The sequence below is a fragment of the Aerococcus sp. NPDC058936 genome (assembly GCF_042741995.1).
GTDB lineage: Bacteria > Bacillota > Bacilli > Lactobacillales > Aerococcaceae > Aerococcus.
In genome coordinates, this window is the sequence record NZ_JBHYKZ010000010.1 from 17,720 (window position 1) to 38,957 (window position 21,238).

Sequence of the window (21,238 nt, forward strand, 5' to 3'; positions counted from 1 at the left end):
AGCATTCAGTATTGTGGAGGGAAAAAAATGTCAGAATCTATAGTCGATCACGGACTAAAAATCTTTTCGTTGAGTTCAAACCAAGAACTTGCTGAAAAAATTGCAACTTCAATGGGGGTACAATTAGGTCATATTTCAGTGTCACATTTCAGTGATGGTGAAATTAAAATTGCGATTGAGGAATCTATTCGTGGGGACAATGTTTATATCATCCAATCAACATCTGACCCAGTAAATGATAACTTGATGGAATTATTAATCATGATTGATGCTTGTCGTCGTGCAAGTGCCAAAACGATTAATGTTGTGATTCCTTACTTTGGCTACGCACGCCAAGACCGTAAGGCACAACCGCGTGAACCAATCACAGCGAAATTAGTGGCGCGTATGATGGAAAATGCTGGTGCAACTCGCATCCTTGCATTGGACTTACATGCTGCTCAAATCCAAGGTTTCTTCGAAGTGCCAGTAGATCACTTATACGGTGCGCCATTACTAGCAGAATACTTCTTAACCAATGACCGTTATACCGATTCAGACATCGTTGTTGTTTCGCCTGACCATGGTGGGGTAACACGTGCGCGTAAACTAGCTGAATTCTTAAAAGCACCGATTGCCATTATCGATAAGCGTCGACCTAAAGCCAACGTTGCTGAAGTGATGAACATTGTAGGCGATGTTTCTAATCGCCATGCTATTATCATCGATGACATGATTGACACAGCGGGTACCATTACCCTAGCTGCATCAGCAATCAAAGACGCGGGTGCATTATCTGTTGTGGCTTGCTGTACACACCCAGTTCTATCTGGCCCAGCAATCCAACGTTTAGAAGACTCAGTATTAGATGAAGTGGTTGTTTCCGATTCAATCTACTTAACAGATGATAAACGTATCGACAAAATCAAACAAGTAACAGTATCTGAATTAATCGCGGAAGCCATTGTACGTATCCACGAAAATCGTTCAGTATCACCGTTATTCAACGAAAAATTCAAGGGCATGCACCACGTCATTGAATAAGCCTCTTGATGAGTGATAGATAAATTGAAAAAGGGCAGTCCTACTATTGCTGGCGGGACTGCTCTTTTATTGTCTTGGCAATTCCCGCACCTAGAAATCTTGGAGCGGTATGCTACAATGAGAGGTGCGAGAAAAGTAGTTGTCCCTTGTATTCACGCCAATCCTTTGTCAAAAACATTACATATTGGAGGAAATTTATGTTTGGTAACTTTATGATCGGGTTTAATGCAGTCATGCCGATGTTAATCTATATGCTTTTTGGTCAGTTTTTTGCCCAAGCGGGGATGATTAAGCAAGAATCCTTCCAAGACTTTAACAGAGCCTTATTTAAAATTTTGCTACCAATCAACTTATTCACAAATATTTATAAGTCTGATTTCAAGCAATCATTCAACGGCTATGCATTGACCTATATCCTTGTCATTGCTTTGACCCTATACTTTATTCTGGCCTTTATTATTCCAAGGGTATCCGATGACCGGACCCGTTACGGTGTGATGCTACAGGGGTCAGTCAGAGCTAACGCCATCCTATTTGGTTTACCCTTAGGAACTTCTCTATTGGGTGAGGAAAATATGGGTATGGTAACGATTACTTTAGCCATCATCGTACCCTTCTGGAATATCATGTCGGTTATTGGTTTTTCCTTGTATTCAGAAGATAAAGTCTCTTTTAAACAGATGGGTAAAAGTATTATCACTAACCCAATGGTGATTGCCACGTTTATTGGTTTGATTGTTGTCTTACTTGGTCTACAATTTCCAGAAGTCATCAATACATCTTTAACCAATATTAACCGAATGGTATCACCGCTTGCCTTAATGGTCATGGGTGGGACTTTCTCTTTTGCCAAATTGAAAGATATCGATTTTGCCTTAATCTTTACGGTAGCCAATAAATTGATTATTATTCCTTTAATCGGTCTAACCCTCGGTGCTGTTCTAGGCTTTAGAGGGGATGCAATCATTTCTATCCTGATCGCCTTCGCTGGACCAACGGCTGTGTCGTCTTATGCCCAAGCCATTGCATCGGACGGAGACGGGGACTTAGCCAACCAAACAGTTGTGTTCACAACAATGTTATCGATGATTACCTTGGTATTCTTGATTACCTTGATGAAAACATTCGGTTTATTCTAATAAAATGGTAAGCAAAACCCCCTAAGTCGCGGAACTTAGGGGGTTTTATGTAGTAATGAGCTACTTGTAGTAGATTGAGTTGGGCAATTAAAGGTCTAATTTTGCCCAAGCTGTTTCTAATGTGTCGCGTAATTTAGTTGCTGACAAGTCCATTTGTTGTTGCTCGTGGTCGTTTAAGTCAGCTTCGATAACACTACGGATACCTTCACGGTTGATGATAGCTGGGGCACCAATGTAAACATCATTTTGTTTGTATTGTCCATCTAGGTAAACAGATACAGGTAGGATAGCATTTTCGTCATGTAAGATAGCTTTTAAGATGCGGACTAAAGATACACCAATTCCGTAGTAAGTTGCGCCTTTTTTCTCGATAATCTTATATGCCTTGTCACGTACGTTGTAGAATAAGTTCACTAAAGCTTCTTCGTCGATTGTTGAGGTTTGTGATAGCCATTCATAAATTGATTGGCCACCAATGTTTGCGTGTGACCATACAGGGAACTCGGTGTCACCGTGTTCACCCATGATGTAGGCGTGGACATTTCGTGCGTCAACATCTAATGTAGTAGCTAATTCTTGACGGAAACGGGCTGAGTCTAATGACGTACCAGAACCGATGACGCGGCTAGCAGGTAGGCCAGAGAATTTCCAAGTTGCGTAAGTTAAGATGTCTACTGGATTAGTAGCTACTAAGAAGATACCGTCAAAGCCTGAAGCCATAATTTGATCAACCATGCTCTTGAAGATACGTAAGTTTTTATCCACTAAGTCTAAACGTGTTTCACCAGGTTTTTGTGCAGCGCCGGCAGTAATCACAACAACATCAGCGTCAGCACAATCATCGTAAGTCGCCTTGTAGATTTTCTTAGGAGATGTGTAAGCTAGGGCGTCGATAAGGTCTAATACATCACCTTCAACGCGGTCTTCAGCTAAATCGATAATTCCTAATTCTCTACCAACACCTTGAATAACAGAAGCATATGCAAATGCAGATCCTACAGCACCATCACCAATTAAAATAACTTTTTGACCATTTTTTGACATAATAGATTCTCCTTAACTTTTTGTCTCTTATAGTGTACAAAGCAAACCATATGGTAAATGTTCCATTAACCCGTGCAAAGCTAGTGAACAATCAGTTTAAAAATTAGCTTGTTGATTAGTTAGTGAAATATTTAACATAATAATACCATTCTGTTTAAAAAAATCAATAGGTTTTTGTCATTATTTTTCAAGTATTTTAAAATAAACCGAATTTTATAGCGTGTGCAAACGGATACAAAAGCTTGTTATCAATGGTTTTTAAAAGATATAAAAAACTGTTACATATTCTAATTGAATCTGTACTAATAAAAATGAGGAAGTTTGCGCTTTGATTGTGAAAAGTTACGTAAATCGTTTCTGGTTGAAACAATATTGTGTCGAATTTCAAGCGATTTCTTGCAAAAATAGGATGGTGATGATGGTGGATGACCACTTTCGAATGGGTCTCCATCCCTATTATGGCAAAAATGTATCCGTTTTCCAACTGAGATGGTATAAATGTATAAAAATTGCCCACTATAACACGTGAATAAACTGAACTAAGTAAGAGAATGGAAGAGAAAGAGGACCGTAAACTTCGGATAAGATAGAAGCGTGATAGAAAGTTCAAGGAAAATCCCAAATCACTTTTGAAACATTAGCGATTTGGGAATAATATCAGTCCGAAAAAAGGACCATGGCCAATCGCCTCCGATAAATCTGACCATCGGCATCAGAATGGATGATTTGCCCAGAGACGAGGCTTTTACCTTTCAAGGCCAGGGCCCCTTTGTGGTATAATATATCCATCGAATATATTAGGGCTGTACGGGAGAACTTGCTAGGAGCGAGTGGCATCCTGTACAGGTTTTTGCGTGTTAACAAGGATGGATACAATAAAACCAAGCCTTTGTATCGAGATGACGGCGGATAAATAAAGGGCAATTCACTACTATGGATGGATTTGAATTTGACCTGCCGATAACTAGAAAATACATATACAAAAATGACAACGAGTATTTGAACGGATATTAGAAACGAAAACAAGGAGACTTCAAGAATGAAATTAATCGTCGGATTGGGAAATCCAGGAAAAAAATATGAGGGCACACGCCACAATATCGGTTTTATTGTCTTAGATGAATGGGCTCACCAACATCATGAAACCTTTAATAAAACGGGATTTAAAGGTGAATACTTTGAGACTTTTGTTAACGGAGAGAAAGTGATTTTCTTAAAACCAACTACCTTTATGAATAATTCCGGGGAAGCGGTTGGTGCTATGGCCAACTATTATTCAATTCCAGTAGAAGATATTTTAGTGGTTTATGATGATTTAGATATGGATCCAGGCCGGATTCGTTTACGTCAAAAGGGTTCTGCTGGCGGACATAACGGGGTAAAATCACTGATTGCCCACCTTGGCACCGATAAAATTCGTCGCATTAAATTAGGTATCGGCCATCCGGGTAAAGACGGGACCGTTGTCAACCACGTCCTATCAAGATTTCCAAAAGAAGACCATACGCCGATGCTTGCGGCTACGCGTGCAGCGGTTGAAGCCATCGACTACTGGTTAGCGGGTCATTCTTTTGAGGAAACCATGACCAACTATAACAATTAGCCGAGAAAAGGAGGGAGACCGCTTGGATTTACAAACATTTTTCTTGCAGGAAACTCAAAATGAGTCATTTAAACAACAAGCCAAATCAGGTCAGTCAGTCCTTTATCTAGGCCTTCAAGGGGCAAGTCGGGCTTATATGGCTAAAACCCTAATGAATTTGGCCAGTGAACAAAAGGTCGTCATCGTAACCAACAATCTATTGCAGGCAGACCACTTTTATAATGACCTACAAAGTGACTTTTCTGATGACCAATTGCATCTTTTTAATGTACCAGAATCTGTGGCAGCTGACTGGGCAATTGCCAGTCCAGAAGCCTTAGCTGATCGGTTGACTGTTTTAAATTGGGCACGCGACCCGAAAACATCCGGTGTTTTAATCACACCTATGTTTGGCTTGAAGCGCCTGCTGACCCCAACTGAAATTTGGGATAATACGCGTTTACTAGTCAAGTTAGGGGACGAGTTAGAACCAGCTACCCTAGTTCAACGTCTGTTAAACCAAGGGTACCAACGCGCTGAAATTGTCATGACCCCAGGAGAAATGAGTCAACGCGGGGATATCGTAGACTTTTATCCTATAAATGCCGAATATCCGATTCGAGTGTCTTTAGCTTTTGATGAGGTGGAGCGGATTTCAACTTTTGATCCAAATACTCAAAAATCACTACAAGACCAGCCAAGTATCAATATCCAACCATCGCAAGAATTCATTGTCTTGCCGCAACAATTGCAAGCCCAAGCTGATGCTTTCCAAAAATTGATGACCAAGTCTTTGGCTAAGATTAAAGACGAGGTGGTTAAAGATTTAGCGACTGCTGTTGTTAACGATGAAGTCCTTGCCTGGAAAAATGGGGAAACCACGGAAAACTCAAAATACTTCCACCGGTATATGTACCCAGAAACGACAACGCTTCTTGACTATATTGGCGACCAAGCCTTCTTAATTTTGGACGACTATGCGCGCTTAATTCAAGAAGAGGCAACTTGGACTAGCAATACCGAAATGTATTTACAAACTATGGTTGAAATGGGACAGCTACCGGCACAAGTCCAAGTATATGCAGACTTTAAGGAAGCTATTCAAGCTTTTAAAGGCCGTAAATTTTACTTTTCAGTATGGCAGCAAGGGCTGGGGTCTCTGAAATTCGATGGACTGTACCAGTATCAAACACGAATGATTACCCAGTTTTATGACCAAATGGATGCCCTGAAAATTGAGCTAGATGCTTGGATTCGTACAGGTCGAACAGTGGTAGTTATGTTAAAAGACAAGGACAGAGTGAAAGAAGTTCAGGCCATTTTGCAAGAAATAGACGTGGTGGCTGAAGCAACGGACGAGGGGAATATCTTCGCCAACAAAGTGAATTTAATTGCAGGCGGACTATCTGGATCGATTGAATTTGTCCAAGAGCGCTTAGTCTTACTGGCTGAAGCGGATATCTTCCATACCCAGAAGAAACGACGCAAGGCTAAGAAACCACTGATTTCAAATGCGGAACGAATCAAAAACTACCAACAGTTAGAAGTTGGGGACTATGTGGTTCATGTTAACCACGGGATTGGTCGGTATACTGGGATTGAAACAATCGAGTTTGCTGGCACCCACCAAGACTACTTGACCATTGTCTTCGCCGACCAGGCAGCTATTCATGTGCCAATTGACCAGATCGATTTGGTTCAAAAGTATGTGTCTGCTGAGGGGCGTGAGCCTAAATTAAATAAAATGGGTGGTAGCGAATGGGCGAAAACCAAGCAGAAGGTGTCCAGCAAGATTGAAGATATCGCGGATGAACTGATTGACTTATACGCCTCTCGTGAAGCCCAGAAAGGTTTCGCTTTTAGTCCAGATACTGCTGAACAGGCCGAATTTGAAAATGCCTTCCCGTATACAGAAACTGATGACCAAGTCCGGTCGATTGCTGAAATTAAGAAGGATATGGAAGCAGAGCAACCGATGGACCGATTACTCGTTGGAGATGTCGGTTTCGGGAAAACGGAAGTCGCTATGCGAGCTGTCTTTAAAGCCTTAATGGAGGGTAAACAAGTTGCTTTCTTAGTGCCGACGACTGTTTTAGCCCAACAACACTACGAAACCTTCACTGAACGGTTTGCAGACTGGCCTTTTGAAATTGGCTTGTTATCTAGATTTAGAAGCAAGGCTCAACAAAAGGAAACCATTGAAGGCTTGAAAAAAGGGCAAGTGGACATTGTGATTGGGACCCACCGCGTTCTATCTAAAGACGTTGAATTCCTTGATTTAGGGCTATTAGTGGTCGATGAGGAGCAACGGTTTGGCGTGAAGGCCAAGGAAAAATTGAAGGCCTTAAAAGCGAATGTGGATGTGTTGACCCTGACGGCGACACCTATTCCTCGTACCTTAAACATGTCTATGCTAGGGGTTCGGGATTTATCCGTTATTGAGACACCACCAGCTAACCGGTATCCCGTCCAGACTTTTGTAATGGAACAAAATTACGGGGCTGTCAAAGATGCCATCGAACGAGAAATTGCTCGAGATGGTCAAGTTTTCTATCTCTTTAATAACGTGGCCCAAATCGAAGAAAAAGCAGCCTTTATCAATGAGTTGGTCCCTGAAGCGAGGGTGGCTATTGCTCACGGTCAAATGACCGTTGTCCAACTGGAAAATATCATGATGGACTTTGTCCTTGGTGAGTTTGATGTTTTAGTCACGACAACCATTATTGAAACAGGGGTGGACATTCCTAATGCCAACACCTTGCTGGTTGAAGGAGCCGACCGAATGGGTCTATCTACCCTTTACCAATTACGGGGGCGGGTTGGACGGTCAACTCGGATTGCCTATGCCTATTTCATGTACCGACCAGACAAGATGTTGTCTGAGGTATCTGAAAAACGCTTGATGGCCTTACGTGATTTCACGGAACTAGGGTCTGGTTTCAAGATTGCCATGCGTGACTTGTCCATTCGTGGGGCAGGTAACTTACTTGGAAAACAGCAACACGGATTTGTTAACTCAGTCGGTTTCGATCTCTATTCGCAAATGCTTCGTGAAGCGGTCCAACGTAAACGGGGCATTTTACCGGCTAAGAAAACTGAGCCAGTGGAAATATCACTGTCTATTGATGCTTATATTCCACAGACCTATATCCGGGATGAGCGACAAAAAGTGGAGATTTATAAACGGGTGCAAGCCATGACTAGTGTGGATGAAATGTGGGACTTGGATGATGAGTTGATGGATCGATATGGTGAACCACCAATTGAAACGCAACTTTTACTGCAAGTAGGTGCGATTAAAGCGGCGGCCGATAAGATTGGTGTGACAAGCATTAAACGGATTGCTGCCAGCAACACCATAGAAGTCCTTTTCCACGAAAATCTTGAACAAAAAATTATGACACAAGCTATCTTCAAGGCTTTAGAGGACAATCCTTTCCGCTTAGCGATTAAACAAGTTGGGGCTGCCTTAATGATCAGCCTAGGTTTAAACAAGTTGTCCACTGAAGAATGGTTGGACTACTTACTGCAATTTACAACCAAGTTAGCTGATGACGAAAATGTGGTCGAAATGAAGGCGGACCAATTGGCCAAGGAAAAAGCTGACTACGAGAAAGCGCAAGCCTTAAAAGCAGAACAAGAAGAGGCAGCGAGTAAAGCTGCTGTAGACGCTCAAGTGAAGGCTGCTGAAAATGAAGCGAATCAAACTAGTTCAGATGCAGAAAATGACCAAGCAGGTGACTAGAAGGTGAAAAATGACGATTCAAAAGCAAACTCAACAGGCCAAGTGGCCATGCAAGGGGCCGTTGTGCTAACGCTCGCGGCCTTAGTGGCTAAAGTGTTGTCTGCTATTTACCGGGTCCCTTTACAGAATATGGTCGGGAACGAAGGGTTCTATGTCTACCAACAGGTCTATCCAATTTACGGAATAGGGATGACCTTTGCTTTAAATGGTTTACCATCTTTTATTGGTAAACAAGTCGCACTACAAAATAACAACCGGCAAAGTAAATCTTTGTTGAAGAGATACGCAGTCATTGTATCGGTCTTTGCGCTCGCTTGTTTTGCCCTGATTTATTTTGGGGCTGATTGGATTGCAGCGGTGATGGGCGACGGTTTACTGGCGCCTGTTATCAAAAGCGTGTCCTTTATGTTCCTCTTGATGCCAGGTTTACTCCTGTCCAGAGGTTTTATGCAGGGGCGTAATCTTATGACCCCAACCGCTATTTCGCAAGTTACCGAGCAATTTGTTCGGGTGGCAGTTATTTTAACTGTCGCCTTCACCTTTAGCCGGATGCAAGGGACTGGCGCGAAACCTGATGTCTACCAGATGGGTTTTTGGACTATGCAGTCAGCGTGGATTGCTGCCGCAGCCGCTTCGGTCGTCATGGCTTATTACTTGTTAAATTACCGCGAGAAGGCCATGTACCAAGACTTCTTAGCCGGCCATTACGGGTTAGATCAAGCGAGTGAGACTGGTGATGATACAGGCTTATCTTGGGCTAAGTTAACCAAAGACTTTGTCACAGAAGGCTTTGTTATTTGTTTCTTCTCAGCCTTATTGGTCTTTTATCAGTTGATTGATGCCTTTACCGTTTACGACCAATTGCTAGATAATGGGATTGCGACGGCGGTAGCCAAGGATATGAAGGGTATTTACGACCGCGGCCAGCCCATCGTCCAACTGGGTATGGTTGTGGCCACATCGCTTGCCACTTCATTCTTACCCACCCTAGCTTTAGTGAAAAAGGGTGACTGCAAGCAAGCTGGCGAATTTGAAATCGTCAGCAGACAATACCTACGGGTGACCCTCTTTTTCGCCACTATCATTACGGGCGGTTTGATATCGATCATGCCCCAATTAAACCACTTCCTATTTGCTAGTGCGGCTGGCTCCGAGGTCTTAATGGTTTATGTGGTGATGGTTATCTTTGCCAGTCTCATATTAGGGCAAAATAATATTCTCCAAGCCCAAGGATGGTGGTATAAAGCAGGTATTGCCTTTGTGGTCGGCATGCTGGTCAAGGGGATATTTACAGCGAGTTTAGTTGGTTTCCTAGATACGGCAGGTGCCGCCTGGGCGACCAATTTAGCTTTAGTGGCTATGAGCATTTACCTAGATTGGACCTTGCCTAAGGAAGTCCGTGTGGTGAAATGGTGGCGGGTAGCCTTTAAGGCAGGATTAATAGCTGTCTTAATGGTTGCGGTGAACTTTACCTTAGCTTATCTATGGCATCAAGTCTTAGGGATAGCGCCGGAACGGTGGATGGAGGCCTTGTTGATGGGGATTCAAATTCTTGTAGGTGTTTTGTTGGTGGTGGTGTACTTACGAAAAGACCCTATACTAAGCCAAGTCGAATGGGAAACCTTGCCAAAAGGCGAGTTGATATGGCGGCTATTGCAGGGGTAATGCGTTCTGAAGTAGTGCGCGTTCCGGATATGGGAAAGGCGTCCCAAATACGGGAATGTTGTTTCCAATAAGGGTGTAATCAATTTGCCTAGAAAATCGGTAAAGTTTATAAGGGTATTAATCCGTTGGCAAACAAGCAAATTCCTAGCTTATTGGTAAAGGCTAGGGCCAAATCATGGTATACTAGAATTAAGATAATGATGAAAAAGGTTTTTGTGGATTCATTTAGAGAAAATTAAAAGAAACTAGCCGAAATTTCAAAAAGGTATGTATAAAATAAAGGAGCAAGATTTTTGCGATTAGATAAATTTTTAAAAGTATCTAGAATTATTAAAAGAAGAAGTGTTGCTAAAGAAGTTGCGGACAAAGGCCGGATTGCCATTAATGGTCGTCCAGCTAAGTCAGGTACCGATGTGAAAATCGGTGATGAATTAGTGATTACATTTGGAAATAAAGACCTGACTGTTCGCGTTGAAAACTTGAAGGAAACGACACGTAAAGATGAAGCCGAAAATATGTTTACCATAGTTGGCGAAAGTTACCACGAGGATCAGGAAAAAGGTAGTCTCTAGTCTTGATTTATGATGGCGCTAGCTTTGAATTATTGTTATACTATTTAAGTATATGATTGACGGATTCAAAACCACCATAGAAAGGGGTTTTTGCTATGCGGCCAGAAGATCATCCCGTCCGTGAAAGCAAAAAAGTGACATCATTAGCAGAACACCGTAAAGCAAAAACCAAGAAGTGGTTACGAAAGCCAAGGACTACAGCTGATTGGATTACCCGATTTGTCGTTGGTATCTTCGCTGTTGTGACTTTGGGTTGTGTGTCGACTGCTTATGCAGCACACAAGGACCAAGCAGGTGTCAAAGAACAAATCGCTTTAACTGAAGATGAGATTGCCGGTGAACAAAAGGCAATTGATAGCTTAAGCCAACAAGCGACCTTGCTAAAAGATGATGAATATGTGGCAAAATTAGCGCGGTCACGTTACTACTTAAGTAAAGATGGGGAAATTATCTTTAGTGTGCCTGAAGATAATGCCTCTAAACAAGCTGAGATTTTAAATAAGGCTTATTTACAAAATCAAGAAAATAATGATGAATAAATTGTGCTGACAAGGTAAACTAGAAATAGCTTTACTCGTCCGGGTAAAAATCCATTTACCGGATGCAAGAATTTCAAGGAGGATATTTGGGATACATGGCAATTGAAGTAGGAAATAAAGTTACCGGAAAAGTTACAGGGATTACAAAATTTGGTGCATTTGTTGATTTAGGAGAAGGCAAGAATGGTTTAGTCCATATATCTGAAGTAGCTGAAGGCTACGTAAAAGATATCAACGATGTCTTATCTGTTGGAGATGAAGTAACTGTTTTAGTGACCAATGTAGCTGATGACGGTAAGATTGCATTGTCAATCCGTCGTTTAAGCGCAGATGGCGCAAGCAAACCAGCGTCTGCTAATCGCGGAAACAACGAGGGTGGCGGTCGCGACCGTGGCAACCAAAACTTCCGTAAAGATGATAACCGCGACAACCGTGGAGGTTATCAAGGTAAACCAAAATCAAACAACCATTCAGGTGGTCGTTCAAACTTTGGTGGCGGGCATTCATTCAAGTCAAACGCTGGTAACAAAGCGGGAACTAATGACTTCGATAGCATGATGTCATCATTCTTAAAAGACTCTGATGACCGTTTAACTTCTTTAAAACGCAATACAGAAGGTAAACGAGGTGGCCGAGGTGGCCGTCGTTCTTAATAAGGCATAAAGGGCTTGTGACCTCAAGGTACACACACCCAAAACGAAGTGTAGACACATGTTGAGAGGTCTGTGGCAATTTGTCGCAGACCTCTTTGATGTTTAACGGTGACAAGGATAAATAGGGATACTTAATAAAGTACACAGAGCATATTTGCGTAAGCAAAACCTAGGAAAGGAGCGGTATATGATGGGTGAGAATGTATTAAAGATTGTAGAAGACTGGCTTTTGGCGACGAAAGACAAGTTGAAGTCTCAAATACCTGCAGACTATAGGCCAATTGATGGGCAGATCCCCTTTCTTTTGGCTGTGTCTGGTGGCGTCGATTCAATGGTTTTATTAGATTTATTCTATCGCTTAAGTCAAAGATCCTTAGTCACTTTTTCTGTGATCCATATCAATCACCAGCTCCGACCTGAATCAACGACTGAGCAAGATATGGTCATCAAATTTTGTGAGGACCGTGATATTGCCATTCAAGTAGTGGCTTGGGACCACGATGACCCGCAGAATCCAAACCGGTCGGAATTGGCGGCACGCGAATTCCGTTATGCGGTCTTTGAGCGGATGATGGTCTTGACCAAGTCCCCATTCTTAGTGACTGCCCACCATCAAAATGACCAGGCGGAAACGGTCTTGATGCGGTTGGTTCATGGCGGTCGCTTAAAGAGTATTGCCGGCATTCACCCCTACCGTCCTATCCAATTGGACAGGAGGTTGCAGACGGGCTATGTGCTCCGCCCGCTGTTGTCAGTGGATAAGGTTGATTTATATGACTATGCAGCGAAACGGCAGGTCCCTTTTAGTGAGGATGCGTCCAATTTTGACCTGGCTTATACTAGAAACAGGTTTAGACAGCAGTATTTGCCGGAATTGGAGGCGGAAGATGGCGCCCTTGTTGACCATCTCGGCGACTTTGCCTTGGCTGCTCAAGCGACCAGCCGGTTTGCGGACGCTTATATGGACCAAGTTTTAAGAGGTGTCTTGATGAAAAAAAATGACACTTGGCAAGTTGATTTGGCGGCCATAGCGGGCTATGACTTGCCTGAACAAGTCTTGTTGTGGCAACGAATGTTCGACCAAACGAGGGTTGCTGACTTGGCCGCCTTTACGCAAGATGGCTTTAAGCGGATGGTGGCTTTCTTACAGAGCGAGAATGGGCAAGCTGAGTGGCGGTTGCCGGGAGGCTACCGCCTGGTCAAGGTGTATGATACGGCCTATATTCTGCCCGGTGGCCGGTCTGATTTCTTGGCGGGGGCTGGTGCCGCCGGTAAGATGACTGAGCAGGGTTTAAGCTGGCAGGACTGGGTGGTAGTAGGCGACCGGGTCAAGTTTGGTTGGTTTGACGAAAAGCAAGCAGATGTTTATTTGGACCAGGGGGCGGTCTTGTTGGCTGAGGTGGGTGCTGACGTTAGCTTGACGGTGCGCAATCGCCTTCCCGGAGATTTTATCCGACTGTCAAACGGTCACCGACAAAAGCTGAATCGCTTTTTAATCAACGAAAAAGTTCCGTCTGGTGTCCGGGATGATATTTTTGTATTAGCGGATAACCAGCAAGAGGTGTGGGGCCTCTTTTTCAATGGAGAGGTCTTATATGTAAACCGAAGTGGTACGGGGGCTAAAGTATTGGTAAATTTTTAGGGGTTTTTGACGTATTTGTTGGCGTTTAATGGTAAGATTGTTATAATACTTTTCGCTTATTGAATGTTTTTAGGGTGGTTTTTCAGCGCTAAAGGGGCTAGATTTGGATGAGTAGTCTTAATTAATTGCTATTAAATTGGGTTATTTGCTAAAATAACCTAGAATTATGTGAAATGAAATGTGGAGGATTATAGGCATGCACAAAGATGTAGAGGAAATTTTAGTTTCGACTGAGGAAATTGCGGAACGTATTCAGGTGTTAGGTGAGGAGTTAACGGCGGATTATCAAGATAAGAACCCGATTGTGGTTGGTATTTTGAAGGGTTCTGTCCCATTCATGTCTGACTTGATTCGTGCAATGGATGTTAAATTACAAATTGACTTTATGGATATTTCTAGTTACGGCGGTGGCGTTGAGTCATCAGGTCAGGTGAAAATTTTGAAGGATTTAGACGCGGATGTGTCTGGTCGTCACGTGATTATTGTTGAGGATATTGTGGATACTGGTAATACGCTAGCGAAAATCCATGATTTGTTCCAACACCGCAATGCTGCGAGTGTGAAGGTGGTTACTTTACTAAATAAACCTGAACGCCGTACTGCCAATGTTTCAGTGGATTATATTGGTTTTGAAATCCCTGACAAATTTGTAATTGGTTATGGTATGGACTTTGATGAAGAGTACCGACAATTGCCTTATATCGGTATTTTGAAGCCTAGTGTTTACGCACATTTATTCCATAATTAGTGAGTTAGTTTATTGATATCTATTTTTTACTATTTATTTACAGGCTACTTTAAGAACAAGAATTAGAATGGGGAAAATGAATGCAACAAAAGAGACCTAACAGACCAAATAGAAACACCTTCATTAGGAGTGGTTTGCTGTGGCTGATTATGTTCTTTGCTTTGATGGCATTAGTTAGATCATTAACGAGTGATTCTACTGGTGGTACCACTGAAGAGTTAACACAATCAGAATTCATTCAAACACTTTCTGATGGGGATGTAGAGCGTTTCTCTATCCAATCTAACGCCGGGGCTTACCAAATCCGCGGTGCTTACAAGGATTCGGGTGAGGAATCGAGTGAATCATCATCGTCAACTAGTGATGGGATTCCAATTTTCCAAGATTTACAACAAAGCTCAGCTTCTGAGTTTGTGGTAAACGTATTGCCTAATGACAACACGGTTGCAACGATTACGGATGCAGCGAATGCGACCGATACTGAAATGACTGCCTTAGAAGAAGACCAGTCTGGTATGTGGTTGAGCTTATTATTCACTGCTGTACCGATTATTTTCTTCGTTGTGATTATGTATATGATGTTCAGCCAAAGCCAAGGTGGCGGTCGAAACAACCCAATGTCTATGGGTAAATCGAAGGCTGTTGATCAATCGAAGAAAGAAGTAAAAGTGCGATTCTCTGATGTCGCTGGTGCGGATGAAGAGAAACAAGAGTTGGTTGAAGTGGTGGACTTCTTGAAAGATCCACGTAAATTCCAAGCTTTAGGTGCCCGCATTCCAAAAGGTGTGCTTTTAGAGGGTCCTCCAGGTACTGGTAAGACGTTACTTGCTAAAGCAGTTGCCGGTGAAGCTGGCGTGCCTTTCTACTCAATCTCAGGTTCTGAGTTTGTGGAAATGTTCGTTGGTGTCGGTGCTTCTCGTGTACGTGACTTATTCGAAAATGCTAAGAAGAGTGCGCCATCGATTATCTTTATTGATGAGATTGATGCTGTTGGTCGTCGTCGTGGTGTTGGTCCAGGATCAGGTCATGATGAACGTGAGCAAACACTGAATCAGTTGTTGGTTGAGATGGATGGTTTCTCTGAAAAAGATAATGTTATCGTGATTGCGGCAACTAACCGTTCTGACGTATTGGACCCAGCTTTACTACGTCCAGGCCGTTTTGATAGACAGGTATTAGTTGGTCGTCCGGATGTTAAGGGACGTGAAGCAATCTTGAAAGTACATGCCCGTAATAAGCCGTTCGGCCCAGGTGTGGACTTGAAGGTATTAGCGCAACAAACGCCAGGATTTACTGGTGCTGAACTTGAAAACTTATTAAACGAGGTGGCTTTAGTGGCAGCTCGTGTAGATAAGAAACAAATTGACATGATTGATATTGATGAAGCGCAAGACCGCGTGATTGCTGGTCCGGCTAAGAAAGACCGCGTGATTTCTAAGGTTGAACGTCGTATGGTTGCTTACCACGAGGCTGGTCATACCATTGCTGGTTTAGTCCTAAGCGACGCCCGTGTAGTCCACAAGGTGACAATTGTACCTCGTGGTAAAGCTGGTGGTTATGCGATTATGCTTCCTCGTGAAGACCAAAACCTTTACACAACGAAAGACTTGCGTGAACAAGTGATTGGTTTACTAGGTGGACGTGCCGCTGAACAATTAATCTTCAATACCCAAACTTCTGGGGCTTCTAATGACTTTGAACAAGCGACAGGTATTGTTCGTGCCATGATTACTGAATATGGTATGAGTGAATTACTTGGACCAATTTCATACGAAGGTAACCACTCAATGCGTGGGGCAGATTCTGGTTATGCACAAAACAAATCTTACTCTGAACGCACAGCTGGTCAAATTGATGACGAAGTACGTAAGTTCATGGACGAGTGTTTGGAAGAAGCAGAAAGTATCTTAGCTTCTCACCGTGATCAATTAGATGTGATTGCTGAGAAATTACTAGAACTTGAAACGTTAGATGAACGCACAATTCGCGCCTTATTCGAAACTGGTGAAATGCCAGAACCATTAGATGGCGAACAAGAACGTGAATCAGAAGCTAAATCTTTTGAAGAAGTGAAAAAAGATTTACAACGTGGCGCTGATTATCGTCAATATCGTAATGGTGAATGGTCTGAAGAAACGACTTCGGAAGATCAAACCGAAGCGGCTGATGATGTTAATGATTCTGATGACGACAACGACGATCATCAAGGTCCACAAGGGCGAAATGCACATATAGATCAAGACTAAGTAAGGGTGTGAGCGGACCCGATAAAGGTTTAAGAGCCTACTTTTCTTGGATCAATGAAAAACCTCCGATGATATTTTATCGGAGGTTTTTCAATGCAATAAAGAAGCGACTTTCCTAATACTTATAAACGTTTTTTTAATGATGGACTATCTACATACCAATAAATGGGATCAGCAAACGCAGTCAATATTTAGTGGTTTGCTTAACACCTTGCTAACTATTATATTTTCACTGTTCGCCAAATTAGGTTAGAATGGTAGTTGAAGAGCGACAAGCGAATAATGGGTGCCTAGCACCTAATAATGGAGTGAAATAAATGACAGATAAATTAATTAAGGCAGTAGCCTTTGATGGTGAAGTTCGTATTACAGCTGTAGATGCTACGGCTGTTGTCCAAGAGGCACAAAAGAAACATGATACATGGTCTGCTTCTACAGCAGCTCTAGGACGTACGTTAGTGGGTACTTTGATGATGGGGTCTGACATTAAAGATGATGCCAAAATCACTGTCCAAATTAACGGGAATGGCCCAGCTGGTAAGTTGGTAGCTGTTGCGGATGGTCAAGGAAATGTGAAAGGTTACGTTCAAGAGCCGCATATCAGCCTAGATCCAAACGATAAAGGCAAGATTGATGTACGCGGCGCGGTCGGAACGGAAGGTCTTTTTACCGTTACAAAAGATTTAGGTTTGAAAGAACCTTTCTCTGGTCAAGTGCCAATTGTTTCAGGTGAAATCGCTGAAGACTTCACTTACTACCTTGCTTATTCTGAGCAAACGCCTTCTGCGGTAGGGTTAGGTGTCTTGGTGGATACGGATGAAACAGTGATTAATGCTGGTGGTTGGATGATTCAATTGATGCCAGGAGTGACTGAACCGTCTATTGAAGCCGTTGAAAAGGCCGTTGCTGAAACACCGCAAGTAACCGAATTATTGTCAGATGGCGCGACAGCCAAAGATATGATCAACCGTTTGTTAGGTGAAGAAAATGTCAAATTCTTAGATGAACGTGATGTGCAATTCGCTTGTGACTGTAATAAAGACCGGTTTGCAGCTGGATTAGCGACTTTACCAAAAGAAGAAATCACAGCTATGATCGAAGAAGATAACGGGGCCGAAGTGGTATGTCAATTCTGTAATAAACACTATCAATTCACGGCCGCAGATTTAAAAGGCATTGAAGACCAAGCTTAAGGTCAAGATTTGCTATAATAGGCATAATCAACAAGGCTATGTAATCATTTTGCAGAGAAAGGTTTGAGCTATAAGATGGAAGTTACAAATTATATGAGTCAATTAATCGGAGAAACACCATTACTGAAATTGCAACGATCAGTTCCATATAAAGCCGCACAGGTATACGTCAAACTCGAAACAGCTAACCCAACCGGATCAATTTACGACCGTGTTGCCTTAAACATGATTGAAGTAGCGGAAAATGAGGGTCGTTTACAAGCTGGTCAACAAATTGTGGTCGCAACCACAGCTGAAGTTGCTGCCTCTTTCGCCTTATTAGGAGCGAGCAAGGGCTATGATACAAAGGCCTTTGTCCCAGATACAGCCACTCACCATGACTTGACAGTCTTGCGTGCATATGGGGCTCAAGTACAACTAGTAGCCGGCAAACAAGGTGTTGTAGATGCCATGACCCAAGCGCGGGCTTATGCTGAAGAGGGCAACCACCTATTTATCGACGTTTACGATGATGAGGGCAATGCTAGTGTTCATGAAAAAACAACAGGACCAGAAATCATCGAAGTCTTAAACGGCGCGCCAGATGCCTTTGTATCAACCATCGCAACTGGTGGGACTATGACGGGTGTTGGAACAGCCCTTAGACAGGAAAACAAAGATATCCAACTCTACGCGGTAGAAGACAAGGATGCCAAATTCTTATCAGGTGAAAAAGCCAATCCGAGTATAGCGACTGGATTTAATCCAGGTTTATTGCCTTTAAATCTGGATACTACTTTATACGACGGTATTGTGGCTATTGATTTGGCCAAGGCCAAAGAAACTAGTCGCTTGTTAGCCATCAATGAAGGTTTATTGGTAGGACCAGCAGGTGGTGCAGCGGTTGCAGCTGCTATTGCGGTGGCTAAAACCCTAGGTCAAAATAAAAAAGTAGTCGTTGTTATTCCAGATGACGGCAGACGATTTGTTGCTGAAGGTGCTTTCGACTTCAATACAAGCAATTAACAGAAGTAGTTGAGTGAATAAACATTATTAAAAGTGAAAGAAGGCTTTTATGGAGAAAGCAGAAAATCATCTTGAAAATCTAGGTGGTACGGTAGAACCGGAGCAAATTCAGCATTTGAGTAAAATGTTTAAGGCTTTGGGGGATCCGACAAGATTGCGCATACTATATTTATTGGGTGAAGGCGAAATGATGGCCACTAAGATTTCTGAAGAATTAGGTTTGGAACAATCTGCAGTGTCCCACCAATTAAAGAAATTGTTTGAATTGCGGCTAGTAAAGAAACGTAAAGAAAGAAATACGGTCATTTACAGCCAGGCAGACAGCCATGTCCTGCAAATTTTAACGGATGCCTTTACCCATATTAAAGAAGAGGATAACCATTAATTGAAAGCATAAGCAGTTCCTAACCGAATAAGGTTTTCTTTAACCTGAAAATTTGGTACAATGCTTGTGTTTTCGTATTCTCATAGAGAAACGACAGTTTATCCGAAAAAAACTGTTCTGATAGAAATTGTCGACAAGGGTCGCTTGCTTTTTTGGCAGAAAGTTGGCAATATAGATAAGTATCGAATTGACTAGAGGATAACGATAGATAAAGTAAGGAGTGTATATAGTGACTGAAGAAAATAATCAACATCAAGCTACTGATGCGACTGAAGGGTTGAACGACCAACTGCTTGTCCGTCGTGAAAAAATGGCTGAGTTAGAAGAAAACGGCTATAACCCATTTGCTTCTGGGTTTGAACGTAACGCAGTAGCAGCTGATTTACACAAAAAATATGAGGCTTATGACAAAGAGCAATTAGCTGAAATGGAGGACGTTGTAGCCGTTGCCGGCCGTTTAGTAACAAAACGTGGTAAGGGTAAGGCTGGATTTGGGAACATCCAAGACATGTCAGGTAACATTCAAATCTATGTGCGTCGTGACCACATCGATGAAGAGGATTACGACCACTTATGGAAGAAAGCTGACTTAGGGGATATCGTTGGTGTTGAAGGTACTTTAATGCGTACAAACACTGGTGAATTATCTGTTAAAGCGACGAAATTCGTCCACCTAACAAAAGCTTTACGTCCATTACCAGATAAATACCATGGTTTAACAGACGTAGAACAAATCTACCGTCACCGATACCTAGATCTAATTGCCAACCGTGAATCATTCGACCGCTTCACAAAACGTTCGCAGATCATCCGTGAAGTTCGTCACTACTTAGACAGTAACGACTATCTAGAAGTTGAAACACCTGTCTTACATAATATTGCTGGTGGTGCCTCAGCGCGTCCATTCATTACCCACCACAATGCCTTAGACATGGAATTATATCTACGTATCGCCTTAGAATTGCACTTAAAACGTCTAGTTGTTGGTGGTATGGAACGTGTGTATGAAATCGGTCGTGTATTCCGTAACGAAGGGATCGATACAACGCACAACCCTGAATTCACTATGCTTGAAGTTTATACAGCTTATAGCAAGATGACTGACGTGATGGATCTAGTTGAAGGTTTATTCCAATCAGTCGCTGAAAAAGTATTGGGTACAACAAGTATTACTTACGATGGTCAAGCAATCGAATTGGGTGGTAAATGGCGTCGTGTCCACATGGTAGATGCAGTTAAAGAAGCGAGTGGCGTTGATTTCTGGCAAGAAATGACAGATGAAGAAGCTCGCGCAATTGCCAAAGAGCACCATGTACAAGTTGAAAACAACTTTACAGTGGGGCATGTCATTAATGAATTCTTTGAAGAATTTGTTGAAGACACTTTAATTCAACCAACATTCGTTTACGGTCACCCAACAGCGATTTCGCCGTTGGCACGTAAAAACGAAGAAGACCCACGCTTTACTGACCGTTTTGAAGTATTCATTGTAGGTTCAGAATCTGGTAACGCCTTTACCGAGTTAACAGATCCAATTGACCAACGTGAACGTTTTGAAGCCCAAGTGAAAGAAAAAGCTGAGGGTAACGACGAAGCGCATCCACTAGATGAAGAATTCTTAGAAGCCTTAGAAACAGGTATGCCGCCAACAGGTGGGTTAGGGATTGGTATCGACCGTATGGTGATGCTATTAACAGACGCACAATCTATCCGTGACGTCTTATTATTCCCGACAATGAGAAACGTAGAACAGTAAGTATAAAAAAGGCCACATTTTTCCTTGCTAGCCGAGGGAAAAGTGGTCTTTATTTTTTTGAGAATATTTGTTGACGCGACCTTGCGAATGTGATAAATTATATAAGGTGCTTTTTGTATGCAGATTCCTGTATTTGTATCCAAATCGAACAGTCGTGCTGACTGGTACATTAGCACACAAACATTGAAAAAGCTGAAATCGTAGCTGTAAAGCGATTTTTATTTTTTCAAAAAAATTATGACACGCTTGGATGTGTGAGCATAAAGTATATACCAAAAATATCACCCATTAATGGGAAGGA

Annotated in this window: 16 protein-coding genes; 15 read left to right on the top strand and 1 reads right to left on the bottom strand. The window is 42.4% G+C overall.

Going from position 1 to position 21,238, the window contains the following annotated elements; translation table 11 throughout:
* The first annotated feature begins 27 nt into the window (after positions 1-27).
* Together ACFW0C_RS08310 and ACFW0C_RS08315 are read left to right on the top strand one after the other, a co-directional pair.
* Positions 28-1,023 (top strand): ribose-phosphate diphosphokinase, encoded by a 996-nt coding sequence (locus ACFW0C_RS08310; protein ID WP_378106787.1) that lies wholly within the window; start codon positions 28-30, stop codon positions 1,021-1,023.
* A gap of 197 nt (positions 1,024-1,220) precedes the next feature.
* Positions 1,221-2,162 carry an AEC family transporter gene (locus ACFW0C_RS08315; protein WP_378106788.1) on the top strand — a complete coding sequence of 314 codons (942 nt, stop codon included), beginning with the start codon at positions 1,221-1,223 and terminating at the stop codon, positions 2,160-2,162.
* Between the two features lie 87 nt (positions 2,163-2,249).
* Here ACFW0C_RS08315 and ACFW0C_RS08320 read toward each other — a convergent pair whose 3' ends face one another.
* Positions 2,250-3,206, bottom strand: coding sequence for an L-lactate dehydrogenase (locus ACFW0C_RS08320; RefSeq protein WP_378106789.1), 957 nt, complete (start codon positions 3,204-3,206; stop codon positions 2,250-2,252).
* 1,039 nt (positions 3,207-4,245) lie between these two features.
* On the opposite strand from ACFW0C_RS08320, the gene pth reads away from it, so the two are divergent.
* The 13 genes from pth to lysS all read left to right on the top strand — a co-directional run bounded on the left by pth (position 4,246) and on the right by lysS (position 20,937).
* Positions 4,246-4,809: an aminoacyl-tRNA hydrolase gene (gene pth, locus ACFW0C_RS08325; RefSeq protein WP_378106790.1), complete on the top strand. Its 564-nt coding sequence runs from the start codon at positions 4,246-4,248 to the stop codon at positions 4,807-4,809.
* A 22-nt stretch (positions 4,810-4,831) separates the two neighbouring features.
* A complete protein-coding gene (gene mfd, locus ACFW0C_RS08330; protein ID WP_378106791.1) occupies positions 4,832-8,533 on the top strand; it encodes a transcription-repair coupling factor in 3,702 nt (1,233 codons plus the stop codon).
* A 3-nt stretch (positions 8,534-8,536) separates the two neighbouring features.
* On the top strand, positions 8,537-10,198 hold the full coding sequence (locus tag ACFW0C_RS08335) for a polysaccharide biosynthesis protein (protein WP_378106792.1): 1,662 nt from the start codon (positions 8,537-8,539) through the stop codon (positions 10,196-10,198).
* Between the two features lie 293 nt (positions 10,199-10,491).
* The gene (locus ACFW0C_RS08340) at positions 10,492-10,770 is read left to right on the top strand and encodes an RNA-binding S4 domain-containing protein (protein ID WP_378106793.1); all 279 of its coding nucleotides are present in this window, start codon (positions 10,492-10,494) and stop codon (positions 10,768-10,770) included.
* 95 nt (positions 10,771-10,865) lie between these two features.
* Positions 10,866-11,309, top strand: coding sequence for a septum formation initiator family protein (locus ACFW0C_RS08345; protein WP_378106794.1), 444 nt, complete (start codon positions 10,866-10,868; stop codon positions 11,307-11,309).
* Between the two features lie 95 nt (positions 11,310-11,404).
* On the top strand, positions 11,405-11,962 hold the full coding sequence (locus ACFW0C_RS08350) for a S1 domain-containing RNA-binding protein (protein ID WP_378106795.1): 558 nt from the start codon (positions 11,405-11,407) through the stop codon (positions 11,960-11,962).
* A 187-nt stretch (positions 11,963-12,149) separates the two neighbouring features.
* On the top strand, positions 12,150-13,604 hold the full coding sequence (gene tilS, locus ACFW0C_RS08355; protein WP_378106796.1) for a tRNA lysidine(34) synthetase TilS: 1,455 nt from the start codon (positions 12,150-12,152) through the stop codon (positions 13,602-13,604).
* Between the two features lie 196 nt (positions 13,605-13,800).
* Entirely contained in the window at positions 13,801-14,352 is a 552-nt protein-coding gene (hpt, locus tag ACFW0C_RS08360; RefSeq protein ID WP_378106797.1) for a hypoxanthine phosphoribosyltransferase, read from the top strand.
* Between the two features lie 80 nt (positions 14,353-14,432).
* A complete protein-coding gene (gene ftsH / locus ACFW0C_RS08365) occupies positions 14,433-16,598 on the top strand; it encodes an ATP-dependent zinc metalloprotease FtsH (RefSeq protein ID WP_378106798.1) in 2,166 nt (721 codons plus the stop codon).
* Positions 16,599-16,915: 317 nt separating this feature from the next.
* The gene (hslO, locus tag ACFW0C_RS08370) at positions 16,916-17,791 is read left to right on the top strand and encodes an Hsp33 family molecular chaperone HslO (RefSeq protein WP_378106799.1); all 876 of its coding nucleotides are present in this window, start codon (positions 16,916-16,918) and stop codon (positions 17,789-17,791) included.
* Positions 17,792-17,866: 75 nt separating this feature from the next.
* Complete coding sequence (locus ACFW0C_RS08375) at positions 17,867-18,796, top strand: PLP-dependent cysteine synthase family protein (RefSeq protein ID WP_378106800.1); 930 nt, start codon at positions 17,867-17,869, stop codon at positions 18,794-18,796.
* Between the two features lie 49 nt (positions 18,797-18,845).
* Positions 18,846-19,181, top strand: a complete 336-nt coding sequence (locus ACFW0C_RS08380; RefSeq protein WP_378106801.1) for an ArsR/SmtB family transcription factor — start codon at positions 18,846-18,848, stop codon at positions 19,179-19,181.
* A 229-nt stretch (positions 19,182-19,410) separates the two neighbouring features.
* Complete coding sequence (gene lysS / locus ACFW0C_RS08385; protein ID WP_378106802.1) at positions 19,411-20,937, top strand: lysine--tRNA ligase; 1,527 nt, start codon at positions 19,411-19,413, stop codon at positions 20,935-20,937.
* The last annotated feature ends 301 nt before the right edge of the window (positions 20,938-21,238 follow it).